The sequence below is a fragment of the Pseudomonas sp. GM25 genome (assembly GCF_000282255.1).
Taxonomy (GTDB): Bacteria; Pseudomonadota; Gammaproteobacteria; order Pseudomonadales; family Pseudomonadaceae; genus Aquipseudomonas; species Aquipseudomonas aphyarum.
This window is the reverse complement of the sequence record NZ_AKJQ01000029.1, coordinates 346,703-365,551: the sequence shown is the minus strand read 5'-3', so window position 1 is coordinate 365,551 and position 18,849 is coordinate 346,703. Positions and strand designations below refer to the sequence as shown.

The 18,849-nt window shown below is 61.5% G+C and carries 18 protein-coding genes and 1 pseudogene; 11 read left to right on the top strand and 8 right to left on the bottom strand.

Annotated features, from left to right (window positions below; genetic code table 11):
• A pseudogene (gene desA, locus PMI24_RS08490) lies at positions 1 to 410 on the bottom strand (delta-9 fatty acid desaturase DesA); the annotation flags it as partial.
• 146 nt (positions 411 to 556) lie between these two features.
• Between desA and dibA the strand changes: the two are divergent.
• The 6 genes from dibA (at position 557) to PMI24_RS08460 (ending at position 6,763) form a co-directional block, all read left to right on the top strand.
• Complete coding sequence (dibA, locus tag PMI24_RS08485) at positions 557 to 2,476, top strand: phosphodiesterase DibA (RefSeq protein WP_007952825.1); 1,920 nt, start codon at positions 557 to 559, stop codon at positions 2,474 to 2,476.
• Positions 2,477 to 2,666: 190 nt separating this feature from the next.
• Entirely contained in the window at positions 2,667 to 2,849 is a 183-nt protein-coding gene (oscA, locus tag PMI24_RS08480; protein ID WP_007952821.1) for a sulfur starvation response protein OscA, read from the top strand.
• A 132-nt stretch (positions 2,850 to 2,981) separates the two neighbouring features.
• Positions 2,982 to 3,995, top strand: a complete 1,014-nt coding sequence (locus PMI24_RS08475; RefSeq protein ID WP_007952819.1) for a sulfate ABC transporter substrate-binding protein — start codon at positions 2,982 to 2,984, stop codon at positions 3,993 to 3,995.
• 70 nt (positions 3,996 to 4,065) lie between these two features.
• Complete coding sequence (gene cysT / locus PMI24_RS08470) at positions 4,066 to 4,884, top strand: sulfate ABC transporter permease subunit CysT (RefSeq protein WP_007952818.1); 819 nt, start codon at positions 4,066 to 4,068, stop codon at positions 4,882 to 4,884.
• Between the two features lie 13 nt (positions 4,885 to 4,897).
• Positions 4,898 to 5,770 carry a sulfate ABC transporter permease subunit CysW gene (gene cysW, locus PMI24_RS08465; RefSeq protein ID WP_007952817.1) on the top strand — a complete coding sequence of 291 codons (873 nt, stop codon included), beginning with the start codon at positions 4,898 to 4,900 and terminating at the stop codon, positions 5,768 to 5,770.
• Between the two features lie 3 nt (positions 5,771 to 5,773).
• Positions 5,774 to 6,763, top strand: a complete 990-nt coding sequence (locus PMI24_RS08460; protein WP_007952816.1) for a sulfate/molybdate ABC transporter ATP-binding protein — start codon at positions 5,774 to 5,776, stop codon at positions 6,761 to 6,763.
• 70 nt (positions 6,764 to 6,833) lie between these two features.
• Here the strand turns inward: PMI24_RS08460 and PMI24_RS08455 are convergent, their stop codons facing one another.
• The gene (locus PMI24_RS08455; protein WP_007952815.1) at positions 6,834 to 7,358 is read right to left on the bottom strand and encodes an Mpo1 family 2-hydroxy fatty acid dioxygenase; all 525 of its coding nucleotides are present in this window, start codon (positions 7,356 to 7,358) and stop codon (positions 6,834 to 6,836) included.
• Between the two features lie 85 nt (positions 7,359 to 7,443).
• On the opposite strand from PMI24_RS08455, the gene PMI24_RS08450 reads away from it, so the two are divergent.
• Positions 7,444 to 8,127 (top strand): Crp/Fnr family transcriptional regulator, encoded by a 684-nt coding sequence (locus tag PMI24_RS08450; RefSeq protein ID WP_007952814.1) that lies wholly within the window; start codon positions 7,444 to 7,446, stop codon positions 8,125 to 8,127.
• An 18-nt stretch (positions 8,128 to 8,145) separates the two neighbouring features.
• Here PMI24_RS08450 and uraH read toward each other — a convergent pair whose 3' ends face one another.
• Together uraH and PMI24_RS08440 are read right to left on the bottom strand one after the other, a co-directional pair.
• Entirely contained in the window at positions 8,146 to 8,556 is a 411-nt protein-coding gene (gene uraH, locus PMI24_RS08445; RefSeq protein ID WP_007952813.1) for a hydroxyisourate hydrolase, read from the bottom strand.
• Between the two features lie 16 nt (positions 8,557 to 8,572).
• Positions 8,573 to 9,055 carry a GlcG/HbpS family heme-binding protein gene (locus tag PMI24_RS08440; RefSeq protein ID WP_007952812.1) on the bottom strand — a complete coding sequence of 161 codons (483 nt, stop codon included), beginning with the start codon at positions 9,053 to 9,055 and terminating at the stop codon, positions 8,573 to 8,575.
• Between the two features lie 136 nt (positions 9,056 to 9,191).
• Between PMI24_RS08440 and PMI24_RS08435 the strand changes: the two genes are divergently transcribed.
• From PMI24_RS08435 to PMI24_RS08425, 3 genes are read left to right on the top strand one after another with little or no spacing between them, the layout of a single operon-like run.
• Positions 9,192 to 9,872 carry a heavy metal response regulator transcription factor gene (locus tag PMI24_RS08435; RefSeq protein ID WP_007952810.1) on the top strand — a complete coding sequence of 227 codons (681 nt, stop codon included), beginning with the start codon at positions 9,192 to 9,194 and terminating at the stop codon, positions 9,870 to 9,872.
• On the top strand, positions 9,862 to 11,274 hold the full coding sequence (locus PMI24_RS08430) for a heavy metal sensor histidine kinase (RefSeq protein WP_007952807.1): 1,413 nt from the start codon (positions 9,862 to 9,864) through the stop codon (positions 11,272 to 11,274). Before PMI24_RS08435 ends, PMI24_RS08430 begins: the two co-directional genes overlap by 11 nt.
• On the top strand, positions 11,267 to 12,490 hold the full coding sequence (locus PMI24_RS08425) for a type II toxin-antitoxin system HipA family toxin (RefSeq protein WP_007952805.1): 1,224 nt from the start codon (positions 11,267 to 11,269) through the stop codon (positions 12,488 to 12,490). Before PMI24_RS08430 ends, PMI24_RS08425 begins: the two co-directional genes overlap by 8 nt.
• Positions 12,491 to 12,505: 15 nt before the next feature.
• On the opposite strand, the gene PMI24_RS08420 is transcribed toward PMI24_RS08425, so the two are convergent.
• On the bottom strand, positions 12,506 to 13,510 hold the full coding sequence (locus PMI24_RS08420) for an AraC family transcriptional regulator (protein WP_007952803.1): 1,005 nt from the start codon (positions 13,508 to 13,510) through the stop codon (positions 12,506 to 12,508).
• 100 nt (positions 13,511 to 13,610) lie between these two features.
• Here PMI24_RS08420 and PMI24_RS08415 point away from each other — a divergent pair, with 100 nt between their 5' ends.
• On the top strand, positions 13,611 to 14,684 hold the full coding sequence (locus PMI24_RS08415; RefSeq protein ID WP_007952802.1) for a fatty acid desaturase: 1,074 nt from the start codon (positions 13,611 to 13,613) through the stop codon (positions 14,682 to 14,684).
• A gap of 54 nt (positions 14,685 to 14,738) precedes the next feature.
• Here PMI24_RS08415 and PMI24_RS08410 read toward each other — a convergent pair whose 3' ends face one another.
• Genes PMI24_RS08410 through PMI24_RS08400 form a run of 3 tightly spaced genes read right to left on the bottom strand, consistent with a single transcriptional unit; the run spans position 14,739 to position 18,774 of the window.
• On the bottom strand, positions 14,739 to 16,349 hold the full coding sequence (locus PMI24_RS08410; protein WP_007952800.1) for an arylsulfatase: 1,611 nt from the start codon (positions 16,347 to 16,349) through the stop codon (positions 14,739 to 14,741).
• 14 nt (positions 16,350 to 16,363) lie between these two features.
• Entirely contained in the window at positions 16,364 to 17,179 is an 816-nt protein-coding gene (locus PMI24_RS08405; RefSeq protein ID WP_007952799.1) for an ABC transporter ATP-binding protein, read from the bottom strand.
• The gene (locus PMI24_RS08400; protein WP_007952798.1) at positions 17,176 to 18,774 is read right to left on the bottom strand and encodes an ABC transporter permease; all 1,599 of its coding nucleotides are present in this window, start codon (positions 18,772 to 18,774) and stop codon (positions 17,176 to 17,178) included. The genes PMI24_RS08405 and PMI24_RS08400 overlap by 4 nt, the downstream gene beginning before the upstream one ends.
• Positions 18,775 to 18,849 lie beyond the last annotated feature (75 nt).

Below are 18,849 nucleotides of genomic sequence, written 5' to 3'. Positions count from 1 at the left end.
CCCACCAGCCGGTAGCGGCTGTAGAGGTTGCGCTCGATCCAGTCTTCGGGGCAATTCTTGCCGTAGATGCGCAGGGTTTCCGGGTTCTGCGCTTCTTCGCGGTACAGCTCGGCACCTTTGCGCAGGACGGTGGACAGACCCTTGACGACCGGACTGTGCGGGTCGTCTTCGGTTTCGCATTTGGCGTGGTGCTTGCGGTGGATGGCGGTCCACTCGCGGGTGTTCTGCGCTGTGGTCAGCCACAGCCAGAAACGGAAGAAATGCTTAAGGCCGGCATTCAGCTCCAGGGAGCGATGGGCCGAGTAGCGGTGCAAGTAGACCGTGACGGCAACGATCGTCACGTGGGTCATCACCAGGGTGACGGCGACCAGTGACCAGGCCGACAAGCCAAGAAAACCTTCGTACCACATAGGCTATAGGGCCCTCGATAAAGAAAAAACAGCCGTTGCATTATCACCAAGCACACAGATAAAACCAGTCGCCCTTTCAGATAAGAGATGGCTGGATGTTTCTTGACCTATAATCCCGACATTTTTGTAGGGACATGGACGGCCGAATGTCTGCCACATACCGCGATGCTTTGCGTGCAGCGCTGCTTTACCTGGTCCTTGCCGTTGTCTGGCTGCAAGGCACTGGCTATTTATTGAACAGTTTCTTCGATAACTCTGACGAACTGCTGCGCTGGCAACTGATCAACGGCTACGTGTTCGTAGCGCTCAGCGCCGGGTTGATCTTCCTGGCCCGGGCGCGCTTGTTCGAATGCCTGGGCATCGGTGCCCGATTGCGTGAGCGCCAGGCGGATCGCGAACGCCTGCGTCAGGCCGCTGCGGTATTCGATTGCACCCGCGAGGGCGTGCTGGTCACGGACCGGCAGGGGCTGATCGTGCACGTCAATCGCGCCTTCATGGAAATCACCGGTTATCAGCGCGAAGAAGTGATCGGCCAGCAGCCCAGCCTGTTCAAGTCCGGGCACCATCCGCCGGGGTTCTATCAGGCGATGTTCGCCACCTTGCAGGCGAAGGACGAGTGGAGCGGCGAGATCTGGAACCGCCGCAAAAGCGGCGAGATATACCCGCAATGGCAAACGATCCGGGTGATCCGCGACGAAGACGGTCGGCTCAGCCACTACGTCGCGGTGTTTTCCGACATCAGCGCGATCAAGGATTCCGAACACGAGCTCAAGCACCTGGCCCACCACGATCCGCTGACTGACCTGCCCAACCGCCTGCTGTTCAGCGACCGCGCCGAACAGGCGCTGGCATCGGCGCAGACCCACAAGCGCGGTTGCGCGCTGCTGATGATCGATCTGGACCACTTCAAACTGATCAACGACAGCCTCGGCCACAACATCGGTGACCGTTTGCTCAAGGCGGTCGCCGCGCGGTTGCAGGCGCTGTTCGGGCCGGGCATCACCCTGGCGCGGCTGGGCGGCGACGAGTTCGCGGTCCTGCTGGAAAGTTGTCCACAGCCGGCGCAGGCGGCGGCACTGGCTCAGCGCATTCTCGATGCGCTCAAGGAGCCGTTCTGCCTCGACGGCCATGAACTGTTCATCAACGCCAGCCTCGGCATCAGCCTGTTTCCCAGCGATGCGTTGAGTGCCGAACAGCTGTTGCGCAACGCCGATGCGGCGCTGTTCAAGGCCAAGAGCAGCGGCCGCAACGGCTACGCGCTGTACACTGAAGAACTCACGGCCCACGCCCAGCAGCGGGTCGAAATCGCCTTCGAGTTGCGCCGCGCACTGGAGCAGCAGGAGCTGCGTGTCTACTACCAACCGGTGCACGACCTGAAAACCAGTCGCTTGATCGGCGTCGAAGCGCTGGTGCGCTGGGAGCATCCGCAGCGGGGGCTGGTGTCGCCGGCGGAGTTCATCCCGATTGCCGAGCGCACCGGGCTGATCTCGGAAATCGACGCCTGGGTCATGCAGCAGGCCTGCCGGCAGATGTGCCAATGGCAGCAGGCCGGGGTGGTGCTGTCGTTTGTCGCGGTGAACGTGTCGTCACGGTTGTTCGCCCGTCGCGAGTTGTACGAGCAGGTTGCGCAGGTGCTGCACGAGACCGGCCTGGATCCGGCCTATCTGGAACTGGAGGTCACCGAAAGCGCGGTGATGGACGATCCGGAAGTCGCGCTGGAACAGATGCACCGTCTGCGCGAGCTGGGCATTCGTCTGGCCATCGATGACTTCGGCACCGGATATTCGTCGTTGCTGCGACTCAAGCGCCTGCCGGTGCAGAAGCTCAAGATCGATCAGGGTTTCGTCGCCGGCCTGCCGTGGGACGAGGACGATGCGGCGATCGTCCGGGTGATCATCGCCCTGGCCCGCAGCATGGGCATGCAGGTGCATGCCGAGGGTATTGAGCAGGCCGAGCAGGCGGCGTTCCTGCTTGAGCAGGCCTGTGATCTGGGGCAGGGCTACTGGTTCGGGCGGCCGGTGCCCGAAGCTCAAATCGACTGGACCCGAGCGCCGGCAATCGGCTGACGGACGTGCACAGCGGGTTTGCGATAGGGCAAATCCGCCGCAAACCCTTGCTGCATCACATAATGTTTTCCAGTTATATAAACATTCTTAAATAGTCTTTTTAAGAATATCCAAAGCTCTCTTATATTGCTCCCACGCCGAACGCAGTGCCGCCCACTGCCAGGCATATCCCATACAAAGGAGCAGCACCATGAGCGCATCCCTGCGTAGCGTTGACGGTCAGGACGAAAGCACCATCTTGCGCGAAATCCAGAGCGCCTTGCGCGACCTGCGTTTCGGCGCGGTGGAAATCACTGTGCATAACGCCCAGGTGGTCCAGATCGAACGCAAAGAGAAATTCCGTCTGCAGCAACCGGGTAACAAACCGGCCTGATTCGTAGTCTGCGGCAGCTCCTGCGGGGAGCTGTTGGCAGAAGCTGCCACAGGCTGCGGTCGTTGAATGAGCAACCCGATTCTAGCAATCCATAAGAAAAAGCCACCACCAAGAATTCCAGGAGCTTTCACCATGTCGTCGATTCGCCGTTACGCTTTGGCCGCCCTGGCCAGTGCTGTGTTTGCCGGTTCCGCGGTTGCCAAGGATTACGAACTGCTCAACGTGTCGTATGACCCGACGCGCGAGCTGTATCAGGATTACAACGCCGAGTTCGTTAAGTACTGGCAGTCGGAGCACGCCGGCGACACCGTGAAAATCCAGCAATCCCACGGCGGTTCGGGCAAGCAGGGCCGTGCGGTGATCGACGGTCTGCGCGCCGACGTCGTAACCCTGGCCCTGGCCGGCGACATCGACGAAATCGCCAAGCTCGGCAAGACCCTGCCGGCTGACTGGCAGAAGCGTCTGCCGGAAGCCAGCACTCCCTACACCTCGACCATCGTGTTCCTGGTGCGCAAGGGCAACCCGAAAGGCATCAAGGACTGGGGCGACCTGGTCAAGAACGACGTCTCGGTGATCACTCCGAACCCGAAAACCTCCGGCGGTGCGCGCTGGAACTTCCTCGCGGCGTGGGCCTACGGCCTGAAAGCCAACGGTGGCAACGAAGCCAAGGCCAAGGAATACGTACAGACCCTGTTCAAGCACGTTCCGGTCCTGGACACCGGCGCCCGTGGCTCGACCATCACCTTCGTCAACAACGGTCAGGGTGACGTGTTGCTGGCCTGGGAAAACGAAGCCTTCCTGGCGCTGAAAGAAGACGGCGGCAAGGACAAGTTCGACATCGTCGTGCCTTCGCTGTCGATCCTCGCCGAACCACCGGTGGCCGTGGTCGACAAGAACGCCGAGAAGAAGGGCAACGAGCAGATCGCCGAAGCCTACCTCAAGCACCTGTATAGCCCGGCCGGTCAGGAAATCGCGGCGAAGAACTTCTACCGCCCGCGTGACAAGGACGTGGCAGCCAAGTACGCCCAGCAGTTCCCGAAACTGGAACTGGTGACCATCGACAAGGACTTCGGCGGCTGGAAAACCGCACAGCCGAAATTCTTCAACGACGGTGGCGTGTTCGACCAGATCTATCAGGCGCAGTAAGTTTCAATAGCCTAAAACGAGCCCCGGATTTATGTTCGGGGCTTTGCGCGTTCTCAAACCAAGGACTTTTATGTCGCGTCGTATCTCCCCCGTCATACCCGGCTTCGGGCTGACGCTGGGCTACACCTTGGTGTACCTCAGCCTGATTGTGCTAATCCCGCTGGCGGCGATGTTCGTCCACGCCGCCCAACTCACCTGGGACCAGTTCTGGACGATCATCTCCGCGCCCCGCGTTCTCGCCGCATTGAAGCTGAGCTTCGGCACCGCACTGTGCGCCGCGATCATCAACGGCATCATCGGCACGTTGCTGGCCTGGGTGCTGGTGCGCTACACGTTCCCGGGACGCAAGGTGATCGACGCGATGATCGATCTGCCGTTCGCCCTGCCGACCGCCGTGGCCGGTATTGCGCTGACGGCGCTGTACACGCCGACCGGACTGGTCGGGCAGTTCGCCGCCGACCTCGGTTTCAAGATCGCCTACACCCCGCTCGGGATTACCCTGGCGCTGACCTTCGTGACCTTGCCGTTCGTGGTGCGCACGGTGCAGCCGGTGCTGGCCGACATCCCGCGTGAAGTCGAAGAAGCGGCCGCGTGCCTCGGTGCCAAACCGTTGCAGGTGTTCCGTCACATCCTGCTGCCGGCGCTGTTGCCGGCCTGGCTGACCGGTTTTGCCCTGGCGTTTGCCCGTGGCGTCGGTGAGTACGGTTCGGTGATTTTCATCGCCGGCAACATGCCGATGAAAACCGAGATCCTGCCGCTGCTGATCATGGTCAAGCTCGACCAGTACGATTACACCGGCGCTACCTCCATCGGCGTGTTGATGCTGGTGGTTTCCTTCGTCCTGTTGCTGCTGATCAACTTGCTGCAGCGCCGCATCGAAACCCCATAAGGAGGCGCGAACCATGTCCCAATCGTCTATTGCGGCCGCTTCCTCGGCCAACGCCGCCCGCCGTGGCAGTGCCACTTCGCGGCGGATCCTGATCGGCCTCGGCTGGCTGATTTTCTTCCTGTTTCTGGTGCTGCCGCTGTTCATCGTGGTGTCGCAGGGTTTGAAGAACGGCCTTGGCGCGTTCTTCACCGCGATCTTTGAACCGGATGCCTTGTCGGCCCTGAAACTCACCGTGATTGCGGTGCTGATTTCGGTGCCGCTGAATCTGGTGTTCGGTGTTAGCGCCGCGTGGTGCGTGAGCAAATACTCGTTCCGCGGCAAGAGTATGCTGGTGACGCTGATCGACCTGCCGTTCTCGGTGTCGCCGGTGATCGCGGGTCTGGTCTACGTGTTGATGTTCGGCGCCCAGGGCCTGTTCGGGCCGTGGCTGCAGGATCACGATATCCAGATCGTCTTCGCTCTGCCGGGCATCGTACTGGCGACGATCTTCGTCACCGTGCCGTTCGTGGCCCGTGAGCTGATCCCGCTGATGCAGGAGCAAGGCACTCAGGAAGAGGAAGCCGCGCGTCTGCTCGGTGCCAATGGCTGGCAGATGTTCTGGCACGTGACCGTCCCCAACATCAAATGGGGCCTGATCTATGGCGTGGTGCTGTGTACCGCGCGGGCCATGGGTGAGTTCGGTGCGGTGTCGGTGGTTTCCGGGCACATTCGCGGGGTGACCAACACCTTGCCGCTGCACGTCGAGATCCTCTACAACGAATACAACCACGTGGCCGCGTTCGCCGTGGCGAGCCTGTTGCTGATCCTGGCGCTCTTCATCCTGCTGCTCAAGCAGTGGAGCGAAAACCGTATCAACCGCCTGCGCGCCAGCGCCGCGGAGGAATAATTCATGTCGATCGAAGTGCGTAACGTCAGCAAGAATTTCAATGCGTTCAAGGCGCTGGACAACATCAGCCTGGACATCCACAGCGGTGAACTGGTGGCGCTGCTCGGCCCGTCCGGCTGCGGCAAGACCACCCTGCTGCGCATTATTGCCGGTCTGGAAACCCCGGATAACGGCAACATCGTGTTCCACGGCGAGGACGTTTCCGGCCACGACGTGCGGGATCGCAACGTCGGTTTCGTGTTCCAGCACTACGCTTTGTTCCGCCACATGACGGTGTTCGACAACGTCGCGTTCGGCCTGCGCATGAAGCCGAAAAACCAGCGCCCGACTGAAAGCCAGATCGCGACCAAGGTTCACGAGCTGCTGAACATGGTGCAACTGGACTGGCTGTCGGATCGTTATCCGGAGCAACTGTCCGGCGGCCAGCGTCAGCGTATCGCCCTGGCCCGCGCCTTGGCGGTAGAGCCGAAAGTGCTGCTGCTCGACGAGCCGTTCGGCGCCCTCGACGCCAAGGTGCGTAAGGAGCTGCGCCGCTGGCTGGCGCGCCTGCACGAAGACATCAACCTGACCTCGGTGTTCGTGACCCACGACCAGGAAGAGGCGATGGAAGTGGCCGACCGCATCGTGGTGATGAACAAGGGTGTGATCGAGCAGATCGGTTCACCGGGCGACGTCTACGAAAACCCGGCCAGCGATTTCGTCTATCACTTCCTCGGCGATTCGAACCGTCTGCATCTGGGCGATGACAACCACGTGTTGTTCCGCCCGCACGAAGTGTCGCTGTCGCGGCATGAGCTGGAGGATCACCACGCCGCTGAAGTTCGCGATATCCGGCCGCTGGGCGCGACCACGCGGGTGACGTTAAAAGTTGAAGGCCAGACGGATCTGATCGAGGCGGAAGTGGTGAAAGACCACGACAGCCTGACCGGGTTGGCGAAGGGTGAGACGTTGTTCTTCAAGCCGAAGGTCTGGCAGAAAGTCGCCAACCTTTAAAGCAAAAGCATCGCCAGCAGGCTGGCTCCCACAGTGAATTTGTGGGAGCCAGCCTACTGGCGATTGCGGTCTAGACAGCCGCGCGATTCGGATTCACCCGCACCACACCCGCCCGCGCCTCGATCTGCTCTTTCAGCTCATGCCGCATCCCGAGCATGAACGCCAGTTCGGCCACCACAAACAGCGGCCCGACAATCAACCCGCTCAAGTCATCGACGAACGCCGGTTTGCGCCCTTCATAGTGGTGCCCGACAAACTGGATCGCCCAACCAATCACAAACATCGCCAGACCTGCACTCAGCCAGACCATGGTGCTCTGCTGCGCCAGGACGTGCCCGGCCCAGACCGACAACCCCATCAACACGGTCATCAGAACCCCGAGCTTCAGTTCCAGACGCAGGTAAAACCACGCCGAAGCAAGGGCGGCAATCACCGCCGGGGAAATCCACAATCCGCCCACCGCCCATTCCGGCCGCGACAACAGCACGGCCACCGCCACCACAATCAGCGGAATCCCGATAAAGTGGCTGGCGATGTTGCGCGGGTCACGGTGGTAAGCGGCGTATTGACTCAAATGATCGACGAGGCTTTTCATTGTTGTTCCTCCTGTAGGGTGATCGAATCATGCCCCGGGTTCACGGCTCGCTCTGTCAGGCAGGCGACAATCTTTAGGAGAACGCATGGATAAGGTCTGGCGCGAGCGCCTGTTGACCGGGCAATGGTTCAGTCATCTGCCTTCGTCCTTTCAGGATAGTCTGCTGGCGGCGGCCCGGGAGCGGCGGCTGGCGGCGGGGCAGCGGCTGTTTCAGCGCGGCGACGCGCCGTGCGGGCTGTACGCGGTGCTCGATGGTGCGGTGCGCATCGGCGCGGTCAGCGAGCAGGGCAAGGAGGCGTTGCTGAGCCTGGTGGAAGCGCCGCACTGGTTCGGCGAAATCTGCCTGTTCGACGGCCAGCCCCGCACCCATGACGCTTACGCGGTCGGGCCTTGCACCCTGCTGAACATTCCCCAGGCCACGCTGCTTAAACTGCTCGACGAACATCCCGTCTACTGGCGACATCTGGCCTTGCTGATGAGCCACAAACTGCGCCTGACCTTCATCAATCTCGAACAGCTGAGCCTGCTGCCGGCCCCGGCGCGTCTGGCTCATCGCCTGCTGATGATCGCCGAAGGCTACGGCGAACTGGATCCGCCACGCCGGGTGCTGCAACTGCCCCAGGAACAGCTGGCGTCGATGCTGTCGCTGTCGCGGCAGACCACCAACCAGATCCTCAAGGAGTTGCAGGGGCAGGGGATTATCGGCTTGAGTTATGGCGAGATCGAAATCCTCGACGCCGCGCGGTTGCGCGCACTGGCGACCCTCTGATCTCCACCTGCCAGTGGCTTACGAACCGCGATAAGTGGAGAAGCCATACGGGCTCAGCAGCAACGGAATGTGATAGTGCTGATCCGTCTGCTTCACTTTAAAGATCACCGGAATCTCCGGAAAAAACGTCTCGTGCTTGGTCTTCTCGAAGTACTCGCCGGTCTTGAATACCACCCGATATTCACCCGCCTCGAACGGTTTGTTCGCCGGGAACAGCTCGGCGATCCGCCCCTGTTCATTGGTGGTGCCCTGCGCCAGCGGCTGCCAGTCCTGGCCGACATGGCGTTCCAGCGTCACGTTTATGCCCGGCGATGGCAGGCCGTTTTCCAGATTGAGTACGTGCACGCTCAGCGGGTTGCCGGCGGCCAGCGCCAGGCTCGAAAAAGCGCTCAGGCCGAGCGCGGCGAAAGTCATGCGCAGTGGGGTCATGGTGATGCTCCTGGGTTCAAATACGGTTGATGGACAGGCCGACGATGTCGGCAGCCTTGATCGCGCAGTTTTCGTCCTGCTCGCCGCCACCGGAACCGGCCACGCCCATGGCGCCAACCAGTTCCTTGCCAGCGAACAGCGGGATGCCGCCGCCGAGTAACAGCAATTCATCGAGGGTGTTGAGGTTGGCGGTTTCCGGGTTGCTGCGGGCGCGCTCGGCGAACAACCGGGTCGGGGTCTTCGTCGATAGCGCGGTGTAGGCCTTGCGTTGGCTGGCGGCGGTGTTGTGCGGGCCAATACCGTCGCCGCGCAAGGTCACCAACAGGTTGCCGCCTCGGTCGAGCACCGACACCGTGCCGGTGCAGTTTTCCAGCGCTGTGTCGGCCAGCAGCCGTGCGGTTTTCAGATCGAGATCGGCGTGACGGGGCAGGTCGGGCGCAGCAAACGCAGCGCTGCTTAGGCCGATTGTCAGGCTGGCAATCAAGTATTTGACGGTCATGGGTAGGCTCCAAAAGCGAAGGCCACCACCTTATCCGCCGGTCCCCGTCGAAACCTCGTCAGTCGGATTACAAGTTTGTAATGGGCAACGGCGCCGAAGGGGCCTAGCCTGTGCCTCTGATCAATCGAGGTGTGCCATGCGTTTGCTGGTCGTAGAAGATGAAGCCAAAACCGCGAATTTCCTCGCCAAAGGGCTGGGCGAGTCGGGTTTCGCCGTGGACGTGGCGCTGAATGGCCTCGACGGGCGTTATTTCATCGAGCAGCAGGCATATGACCTGATTATCCTCGACGTGATGTTGCCGGGCCTCAACGGCTGGCAACTGCTGCAGCTGATCCGTCAGCGCGGCGCCACGCCGGTGCTGTTCCTGACAGCGAAGGACGCTATCGAAGACCGCGTGCGTGGCCTCGAACTGGGGGCCGATGACTATTTGCTCAAGCCGTTCGCCTTCGCCGAATTGCTGGCGCGGGTGCGCACGTTGTTGCGGCGCGGGCCGATGCGCGAAGCCGAGTCATACAGCATCGCCGATCTGGAGATCGACGTGCTGCGCCGTCGGGTCAGCCGTGGCGGTCAGCGCATCGCTCTGACCAACAAGGAATTCGCCCTGCTGCATTTGCTCGCCAGCCGACAGGGTGAAGTGCTGTCGCGCACGCTGATTGCTTCGCAGGTGTGGAACCTGAATTTCGACAGCGACACCAACATGGTCGAAGTCGCGGTGCGTCGGCTGCGTTCGAAAGTCGATGATCCGTACATGCCCAAACTGATCCACACCGTGCGCGGGGTCGGCTATCAACTCGAAGCGCCCGACGATGCGCGCTAGATCCATAGCCTGGCGCCTGGCCCTGGCGTTCGCCGCCGTCTGTGCGTTGGTGCTCAGCGCGATCGGCGTGTTCCTGTATCGCTCGCTGGCCTCGGAAATCGCCTGGCGCGACGACATGGCGTTGCTCGGTCGTCTGGAGCAGGTGCGCGCGCTGCTCGCCGACAGCGACAGCCTCGACGCCTTGCAGGCGCGGCCACGGCTGTACCAGAACATGCTCGGCAACCTCGACAGTCTGCTGCTGGTGCAACGCGCTGACGGCTCGAATGTGATCACGATCAACCCTCGCCAACGCGCTCTGCCGTCCGTGCAGGCCATCCCCCGGGATCAACCGCCGCAACGTAGCGATGTGCTGACCTGGCAGGCGGCGGACGGTGTCGAGCTGGCCCTGTTGTCAGGTCAGGCCCAAGGGCCGAACGGCGAATCGTTGACCGTGATCGCCGGCAAGGTCTTGAGCGAGCGCGAGCAGATGCTCGGCAGCTATCGCCTGCGCTTGTATCTGGCCGTCGGACTTGGTGCCGTACTCGCTTTCACGTTGGGTCTGATGCTGTTGCGCCGAGGTTTGCTGCCTCTGCGCAAACTGAGTGAAGCGCTGCGCGGCATCGACCTGCGCAGCCTCGACCAACGCGTCCCCACCGCCGGCACGCCAGCGGAATTACTGGAACCGGTGCTCGCGTTGAACGGCATGCTCGTGCGGCTGGACGACGGCTTCCAGCGCCTCTCACAGTTTTCCGCCGACCTTGCCCACGAAATCCGCACGCCCCTGCACACCTTGCTCGCGAGCAACGGCCAGGCACTGAACTATCCGCGCAGCAGCACCGAGTATCAGGAAGTGCTGGCCTCGAACATGGAAGAGTTCGAACGGCTCAAGCGCATGGCCGAAAACCTGATGTTTCTCGCCCGCGCAGAGCAGGCTGAGCGGGCGCTCGATCTGCGCACGCTGGAACTGCACGAAATCGGCGAAGAGCTGTGCGACTACTTCGAGGCCCTGGCCGATGACCGGGAAATCCGCCTCGAAAACACGCTCAGCGGAGAATTGCTGGCGGATCAGCAACTGCTGCAACGCGCCTTGGGCAACCTGTTGGCCAACGCCGTACGCCATGCTGACGCCGGTTCAGTCATCAGCCTGTGCCGTCGCGATGAGCCAGGCATGTGCTGGCTGCAAGTCCACAACCTCGGCCCGACTATCGCGGATGAACATCTGGGCAAACTGTTCGACCGCTTCTACCGCGTCGACCCGTCCCGCGCGGAACCGGGAGATTCCGGCGGATTGGGACTGGCGATCGTGCAGTCGATCATGCAGTTGCATGGTGGGCGGGTGCGGGTGAGTAGTGAAGTTAAGGGAACAGTTTTTGAGCTTGGTTTCCCTCTTGAGGCACCGAGGAGGGTGAATTCTCATGATTGATTTGATTCGGGGTTTGGAAATCACCGTCGCTGATAGCTCCGTAGGGACACTCGTTCGTGGGCAGTCCGGCATGGAGAGCGTGTTCAGATACTGTGAGGGCGTGAACGCTGAGAATGCTGTTTCGCTAACGATGTCAGCTCGGATGGAAAACTACGGCTGGGAGCGAGGTGTTCATCCGATTTTCGAGATGAATTTGCCAGAAGGGGCATTGCGCGATGAATTGATTCGACGCTTCGGCGAAGCAGTTCGTGACTTCGATGCTTTTGCGTTGCTGGCAATAGTGGGTTCAAGTCAGCTAGGACGGCTGGCAGTAGCCTGCGAATCGGTCACAGGTCATCAGCCCGAAACGTTATTGTCCGATCTTTTGATACATGACGGCGTTCATGGCTTGTTTGACGATCTGTTGCACAAACATGGCCAGTATTCCGGTGTTTCAGGCGTGCAGCCTAAGGTGCTGGTACGCGATGGTGTGACAGCCGCTCTTTACCCGACTCACCGAGGCTCCACACATCTGGTCAAAGCCTTCCGTCCCGAAGAGTTTCCCGAGCTGGCGACCAACGAGTACTTCTGTATGCGCGCCGCAGCGCTTAGCGGTCTCGAAGTACCGAAGTTTGAATTGAGCGAACAGGGCAAGTTTTTAGTGGTTGAGCGTTTCGACCTCAGTGAGCATGGCTATCTGGGTTTCGAGGACTTTTGCGTACTCAACGGCTGGCCTTCCAGAGCCAAATACGATGGTTCTTACGAAGGCGCTGCCCGACAGATCAAGGCCTTTGTTTCGCCTGCGCTGTTGAGTCAGGCGCTGGAGGTTTTTTTCAAGATCGTGGCGCTGTCCGCGGGACTGAAAAACGGCGATGCGCACCTGAAGAACTTCGGTGTGCTGTATGACCATTGCGGCGCGCAGGCCTCGATCCGGCTGGCCCCGGCTTACGACATCATCACCACATCGGTTTACATCAGGAACGACAGCCTGGCCTTGCTGTTGGGCGGGTCGAAGGCATGGCCCAAGCACAAGGCGCTCATCCGCTTCGGTCGTACGGCATGCAATCTCACTGAAGGTCGCTGCAATGAACTACTGCAGCAGGTTGTTCATGGCATGCAGAAGGCGATGGAGGAAATGCTAGAGCATTGCCGAACCCATCAGTCATTCGCCGAGGTGGGTACGGCAATGATCGAGCAGTGGGAGTCCGGGATTGAACGCAGTCTGACCAAGGGTTGAATGCCCCATGTGCGCTCAGCGCAACTGATCCCGAAACTGCCCCGGCGTCATCCCCGTCCAGCGTTTGAACGCGCGACTGAAGCTGCTGGTGTCGGCAAATCCCAACAGATAACTCACCTCGCTCAGCGAGCATTGCGGATCGCGCAGGTGCAGCAGCGCGAGGTTCTCGCGGCTTTCATTCAGCAGGGTGTCGAAGCGACAACCCTCGTCCGCCAGATGCCGCTGCAGGCTGCGCAGGCTCAGGTGCAGGGCCTGGGCGATGCGTTCGGCGCTGGGTTCGCCTTCGGGCAGTTGTTCTTCGATGGCGTCGCGCACCTTGCGCTCCCAGGTCAGCGGCTTGAGTTGGGCGAGGGTGCGCTTGAGCACCGCTTCGTTGTGCTCGGCCAGTTCCGGGTTGGCGTCGTCGAGGTGACTGTCGAAGTCGGTGAGGGCGAATTCGATCCGGTCTTCTTCGGCGGAAAAATGCACCGGCGAGCGGAACACCTTGTGCCATTGATGCGCATCGGCCGGTTCCGGGCGACGCAGGTACACCGCCAGTGGTGCGTAGTCGCGGCCCAGGCGATTGCGGCAGGTGCGTACGTAGATCGCGGCGAAGGCGTCGATGGCTTCGAAGGCCGGAGCGGGGTTGTCGGTCGGGATTTTCAGGCGAAACCGATAGCGGTCTTCGGTGCGGGTCAGCTCCAGTTCCAGCGCGTCGCTGACCACCTGGTGATAACGCACGATCCGCTCGAACACTTCCCGCAGGCTGCCGCTGGCCACCAACGCATAGCCCAACGCGTGAAATGTCGTAGGGCTGACGAACCGCGACACTCGCAAACCAATCGCCGGATCGCCGCTGACCTGCACCGCGATTTCCCACAGGCGGGTGGTGGCGGACAACGGATAGCGGGCGTTCGGGTCGTCCATCAGTTGCGGATCGAGCCCGGCCTGCTGGCACAGGGCAGTGCTGTCCAGCCCCAGCGCGTCGAGTTGCTTGCGCAGGGCACGGGTCCAGCTGGCGAGAGAAGTCGGTTCCTTCATGCTGATTGGCGCTTCCGGTCAACAGGTTGGCGTTCTCGGCTACCGCGTTCGGAACCCGCGCGGGGCAGGATGCGAACATCAATAACCAGAGGATGGAAGCATGGACCGTACTTCTGCAAGTCCCCAGCGACACAATGCTGCCCAGCGATCAGCGCATATTCGCGAAGTGGTGCTGGCCAAGGGCGTCGAGCTGCGCGAGCGCTACCCGATTCTCAAGCATCAGGACACCCTCGGCGCGGGGATTCTGGCGTTTGCCCTTGCCGGGATGATCGGTTCGGCGGCGCTCTACATCAACGGGTACATGGCGTGGTGGGCGTGCCTGCTGCTCAACGCGTTTTTCGCCTCGCTGACCCATGAGCTCGAACACGACCTGATTCACAGCATGTATTTCCGCAAACAGCGGGTGCCGCACAACCTGATGATGGGCCTGGTGTGGCTGGCGCGGCCGAGCACGATCAACCCGTGGATCCGTCGTCATCTGCACCTCAATCATCACAAGGTGTCCGGCACTGAAACCGACATGGAAGAACGGGCGATCACCAACGGCGAGCCGTGGGGTTTCGCGCGGTTGCTGATGGTCGGCGACAACGTGATGTCAGCGTTCATCCGCATGCTGCGGGCCAAGACCTGGGCGCATAAATTCAGCATCATCAAACGCACTTTGAAGGTCTACGCACCGCTGGCGCTGGTGCATTGGGGGGCTTGGTATGTGTTTCTCGGGTTCCATGCCACCAATGGAATCACTTACTTGATGGGCTCGCCGATTGAATGGTCAGCGACCACGTTGTCGGTGATGCAAGTGATCGACATCGCCGCCGTGGTGATCATTGGCCCGAATGTATTGCGCACCTTCTGCCTGCACTTCATCAGTTCGAACATGCATTACTACGGGGATGTGGAGCCGGGTAATGTGCTTCAGCAGTGTCAGGTGCTGAATCCTTGGTGGCTGTGGCCGTTGCAGGCGTTCTGCTTCAACTTCGGCAGCAGTCACGGGATTCATCATTTTGTGGTGAAGGAGCCGTTTTATATTCGCCAGCTGACGGTGCCGGTGGCGCACAAGGTGATGCGGGAGATGGGGGTTCGGTTTAATGATTTCGGGACGTTTGGGCGGGCGAACCGGTTTGTTCGCAAGGAAGAAGTCCTGCAGAAAAAAGTGCAGACGGCTCAGGCTTGAAGGTATCCGAAGCTATCGCCGGCTAACCGGCGATAGCCCTGCATCAGCCACCCCTCAATCCGGCTGAAACGGCGATTCACTCAAAATCACGCCGGTCTCCTCCACATACCGCTGCCAATGCTCGATCAGCGCCTCAAGCTTCTGCGGCTGACTCGACGCCAGGTCATGAATCTCCCCCGGATCACTGCCCAGATCGTAAAGCTGCCAGGTCGCCGGCCCCACCGGCCCAGGGATCCACACCGCCTTCCACTGACCCTGCCGAATCGCCCGGCGTCCGAACAACTCCCAACCGGTGACGGTGTGTTCGTCATGCACCTGCGCTGTTTCGCCGGACAAGAACCCCAGCCACGATTTGCCACGCAACGGCGCCACCGGTTTGCCGTGCCACTGCTTGCCCGGGTGGCGCACGCCAGCCAGATCGAGGATGGTCGGCGTGATGTCCATCACCGTACCGAAACCGTGGCTGATCTGCCCCTTCAGCGGCAGCTGCGGATAATGCAGCAGTGCCGGAACGCGAATTCCGCCCTCGGTGGTGAAGGCCTTGAACAAGCGTGACGGCGCGGTCGCCACCTGCGCCCAGTTCGGCCCATACCAGACGTAGGAGTTGGCGCGGCCGATGTTGTCGAGGCTGTTGTCGTAATGCTGGCTCAGGTAGGTCACCAGCTCCGGACCGAATTTCGGGAAGGCTTCCAGCAGCGCGCCTTCGGCACCGTTGTCGGACATGAACAGGATGAAAGTGTTGTCGAGCTGGCCCTGCTGGCGCAGGTAATCGACGACGCGGCCGATGTTCCAGTCCATGCGCTCGACCATCGCGGCGTAGACCTCCATCGCCCGGGCGGAAATGCGTTTTTGTTCATCGCTCAGCGCGTCCCATTGCGCGGTCAGCTGGATCAGCGGATGCGGCTCGACATCCGGCTCGATCAGCCCCAGCGACTTGAGTTTTTCCAGACGCTCGAGGCGCAGCACTTCCGGCCCCGTGTCGTAGCGACCACGGTATTTTTCGACGATGTCGGCGGGCGCCTGCAACGGCCAGTGCGGCGCGGAAAACGGCAGGTAAGCGAAGAACGGCCGGCTCTGATCGCGCTCCTTGAGGTACTGCAAGAGCTTGTCGCCGAAGGCGTCGGAGGAATAGAAATCCTTGGGCAATTCGTCGATGAACGTGTCGTCCTCGATGTACAGCGCCGGGGTGGATTTCAGCAGGCCGGGCGTGTGTTCATCGTAGGTTGGTTCGAATCCGTAGTGGTTGGCCGCGCCGGGCAGCAGCGAGAACGAACGCTCGAAACCTCGGGCGTGGGGCGCCAGTTCGGCGGTCAGGCCCAGGTGCCATTTGCCGCTCATCAACGTCTGGTAACCGGCCTCGCGCAACAACTCCGGCAACGCGACGACACGGTCGTTGAGATAGCCTTCGTAACCCGGTTTGCCGATCAGCTCCGGGGTCAGGGTTTCGGCCATGGTGCCGATGCCGGCGATGTGGTGATCGGTGCCGGTAAGCAGCATCGAGCGGGTCGGCGAGCAGGTCGGTGCGGTGTGAAAATCGGTCAGGCGCAAGCCATTGTTGGCCAGGGCATCAAGGTTCGGCGTGGCGATTTCGCCGCCGAAGGCTCCAATGTCGGAGAAGCCGAGGTCATCGGCCAGAATCACCAGAAAGTTGGGACGTTGCGGCATCAACAGGCTCCTGTTCAGCAGGCAATGAACGACAGCGGCAGATCGCGGATCTGCACCGGTGCGCTCGGTTGGTAATGGTCGTCACTGGTCAGTTCGTGCAGCAGTTCTTCGCGCAACTGATGGAAGTCGAAACTGCTGCGCTGGCGCGGATGGGGCAGGGCGATGTCCACCACCTGTTTGATCCGGCCGGGGCGCGGTTCCATGACCACCACGCGGTCGGCGAGGAAGATCGCTTCCTCGACATCGTGGGTGACCAGAATCGTGGTGATCTTTGCCCGCTCGCGAATCGCCAGCAGCTCGTCCTGCATCTGCTGGCGAGTCAGCGCGTCGAGGGCACCGAAGGGTTCGTCGAGCAACAGGATCCGTGGGCTCGCCACCAGTCCGCGAGCAATCGCCACGCGCTGGGCCATGCCGCCGGAGAGTTGATGCGGGTAGGCGCGGGTGAAGTCGCGCAGGCCCACCAGCTCGATGAAATCGTTGATGCGTTGCTGCTTTTCAGCGGCGCTCAGCGGCTCGTTCACCAGGCCCAGGCCGATGTTGTCGGCCACCGTCAGCCACGGGAACAAACGGTGTTCCTGAAACACGATGCCGCGCTCGCCGCCGATGCCGCTGACGGCTTTGCCATCGACTGTGATCTGCCCGCGAAACTGCGTATCGAGGCCCACCAGCAAGCGCAGCAAGGTGGATTTGCCGCAACCGCTGGAGCCGACGATGGCGACGAATTCGCCCTCGGCGATGTCGAGGTTGAATTCGCGAATCGCCTCCAGTTCGAAACCGTCGACGTCGAAGGATTTGCCTACATGGTTGAAGCTGACAATCGGTGCGTTCATGCGTGTCTCCAGCGGGTGGCGCGGATTTCCAGGCGTTGGCCAATGAGGTTGAGCAGGGCGCCGGTGAGGCCGACCAGCAGCATCCCGGCCATGATCAGGTCCATGCGCAGCAGTTGTTGGGCGCCGATCATCTGGCTGCCGATGCCGCCGTTGGACGGCATGAAATATTCGGCGCCGATGGTGCCGAGCCAGGCGTAGATCAGGCTCAGGCGCAGGCCGGCGAAAATCCCCGGCGCGGCGCCCGGCAATACCAGTCGCCGCAGACGCTGGCCGAGGCTCAGGCGAAGGACCTGAGCGGCTTCGTTGAGTTGTGGCGAGAGGTTGGCGACGCTGCGTTGAGTCGCGACGAACAACGGAAAGAATGCGGCGAGGGCGACGAACACCCACTTCGCCAGTTCGCCCAGACCGAACCAGGCGGTGAGCAGCGGCACCCAGGCGAAAATCGCGATCTGGCGCAGGGCGGCGAGGGTCGGGCCGAGCAAGCGTTCGCTGGTGCGCGACAGACCCAGCAACAAACCCAGCACGAGGCCGAGACCGCCGCCAATCAAAAGGCCGCCTAGTGTGCGGCCCAGGCTCAGGGCCATGCCCGAGATCAACGTGCCGTCGAGCAATCCGTTTTTCGTCGCCTCAAGCACCACCCACGGGCTGACCAGAATGTTGGCATCGATCCATTGCTGATCGACCGCCAGTTGCCACAATGCAAACAGCGCCAGCGGCAGCAGCCATGGCTGTACGCGCTGCCAGCCTTCATAACGCGGGCCGCGACGAATTTCCGCCGTGGCCGGGTGAGGCCAGTGCACCAGTTTTTTGTCCAGCAGGCCGATGCCGCGATCCATCGCAACGCCGATCAGGCCGATCACCACGATGCACACGAAGACGATGTCGAGCATGAACAACTGACGCGCCCAGACCATCAGGTAACCGATGCCTTCGCTGGAGGCCAGCAGCTCGACGGCGAGCAACGAAGTCCAGCCAGCGGCCAGTGCCAGACGCACGCCGGCCATGAACGCTGGCAGCGCGGCGGGCAGCACCAGTCGGCGGATCAACAGGCGTGGCGGCAGACGTAAAACCGCGGCGGCTTCACGCAGTTTGGGTTGCGCATCGCGTACGCCGACCAGGGTGTGCAGGGTGACCGGCACCACGATGGCCTTGATCAGCACCACCAGTTTCAGCACTTCGCCGATGCCGAAAAAAACCATGAACAACGGAATCCACGCCAGCGTCGGCACCTGGGCCAGGCCGGCGAACGTCGGGAAGATCAGGCGTTCGAGACGACGGCTGAAACCCAGCGCCGCACCGAGTACCGCGCCGGCGGTAACGCCTGCCAGCAGGCCCCAGAACAGCCGTTGCAGGCTGATCCACAAATGACTCCACAACTCGCCCTGGGACAGCTCGATGGCGCTGTTCCACACCAGCGATGGCGCCGGCAGTATCTGTTCGCTCATCCATTGATTGCGCGCCGCCAGCCACCACAGGGCGAACAGTCCGAGCGGTAATATCCAGGGTAAAACGCGGTGGCTCAGGCTCGGCCAGGTGCGCCGGCTTTTCAACGGCGGTGCGGCCAGTGGCAGGCTGAGCAGGGATTCACGGGCCATGGTGACCTCCGTTGTCGGGTTGGATCGAGTCAGCGGAATTAGCTAAAAACCAATTGTTATAAGCGAGTTGGAAAA

Excerpts from the sequence above, each read along its gene's own strand:
- dibA (WP_007952825.1), top strand. The coding sequence starts at position 557 with ATGTCTGCCACATACCGCGATGCTTTGCGTGCAGCGCTGCTTTACCTG.
- oscA (WP_007952821.1), top strand. The coding sequence starts at position 2,667 with ATGAGCGCATCCCTGCGTAGCGTTGACGGTCAGGACGAAAGCACCATC.
- PMI24_RS08475 (WP_007952819.1), top strand. The coding sequence starts at position 2,982 with ATGTCGTCGATTCGCCGTTACGCTTTGGCCGCCCTGGCCAGTGCTGTG.
- cysT (WP_007952818.1), top strand. The coding sequence starts at position 4,066 with ATGTCGCGTCGTATCTCCCCCGTCATACCCGGCTTCGGGCTGACGCTG.
- cysW (WP_007952817.1), top strand. The coding sequence starts at position 4,898 with ATGTCCCAATCGTCTATTGCGGCCGCTTCCTCGGCCAACGCCGCCCGC.
- PMI24_RS08460 (WP_007952816.1), top strand. The coding sequence starts at position 5,774 with ATGTCGATCGAAGTGCGTAACGTCAGCAAGAATTTCAATGCGTTCAAG.
- PMI24_RS08455 (WP_007952815.1), bottom strand. The coding sequence starts at position 7,358 with ATGAAAAGCCTCGTCGATCATTTGAGTCAATACGCCGCTTACCACCGT.
- PMI24_RS08450 (WP_007952814.1), top strand. The coding sequence starts at position 7,444 with ATGGATAAGGTCTGGCGCGAGCGCCTGTTGACCGGGCAATGGTTCAGT.
- uraH (WP_007952813.1), bottom strand. The coding sequence starts at position 8,556 with ATGACCCCACTGCGCATGACTTTCGCCGCGCTCGGCCTGAGCGCTTTT.
- PMI24_RS08440 (WP_007952812.1), bottom strand. The coding sequence starts at position 9,055 with ATGACCGTCAAATACTTGATTGCCAGCCTGACAATCGGCCTAAGCAGC.
- PMI24_RS08435 (WP_007952810.1), top strand. The coding sequence starts at position 9,192 with ATGCGTTTGCTGGTCGTAGAAGATGAAGCCAAAACCGCGAATTTCCTC.
- PMI24_RS08430 (WP_007952807.1), top strand. The coding sequence starts at position 9,862 with ATGCGCGCTAGATCCATAGCCTGGCGCCTGGCCCTGGCGTTCGCCGCC.
- PMI24_RS08425 (WP_007952805.1), top strand. The coding sequence starts at position 11,267 with ATGATTGATTTGATTCGGGGTTTGGAAATCACCGTCGCTGATAGCTCC.
- PMI24_RS08420 (WP_007952803.1), bottom strand. The coding sequence starts at position 13,510 with ATGAAGGAACCGACTTCTCTCGCCAGCTGGACCCGTGCCCTGCGCAAG.
- PMI24_RS08415 (WP_007952802.1), top strand. The coding sequence starts at position 13,611 with ATGGACCGTACTTCTGCAAGTCCCCAGCGACACAATGCTGCCCAGCGA.
- PMI24_RS08410 (WP_007952800.1), bottom strand. The coding sequence starts at position 16,349 with ATGCCGCAACGTCCCAACTTTCTGGTGATTCTGGCCGATGACCTCGGC.
- PMI24_RS08405 (WP_007952799.1), bottom strand. The coding sequence starts at position 17,179 with ATGAACGCACCGATTGTCAGCTTCAACCATGTAGGCAAATCCTTCGAC.
- PMI24_RS08400 (WP_007952798.1), bottom strand. The coding sequence starts at position 18,774 with ATGGCCCGTGAATCCCTGCTCAGCCTGCCACTGGCCGCACCGCCGTTG.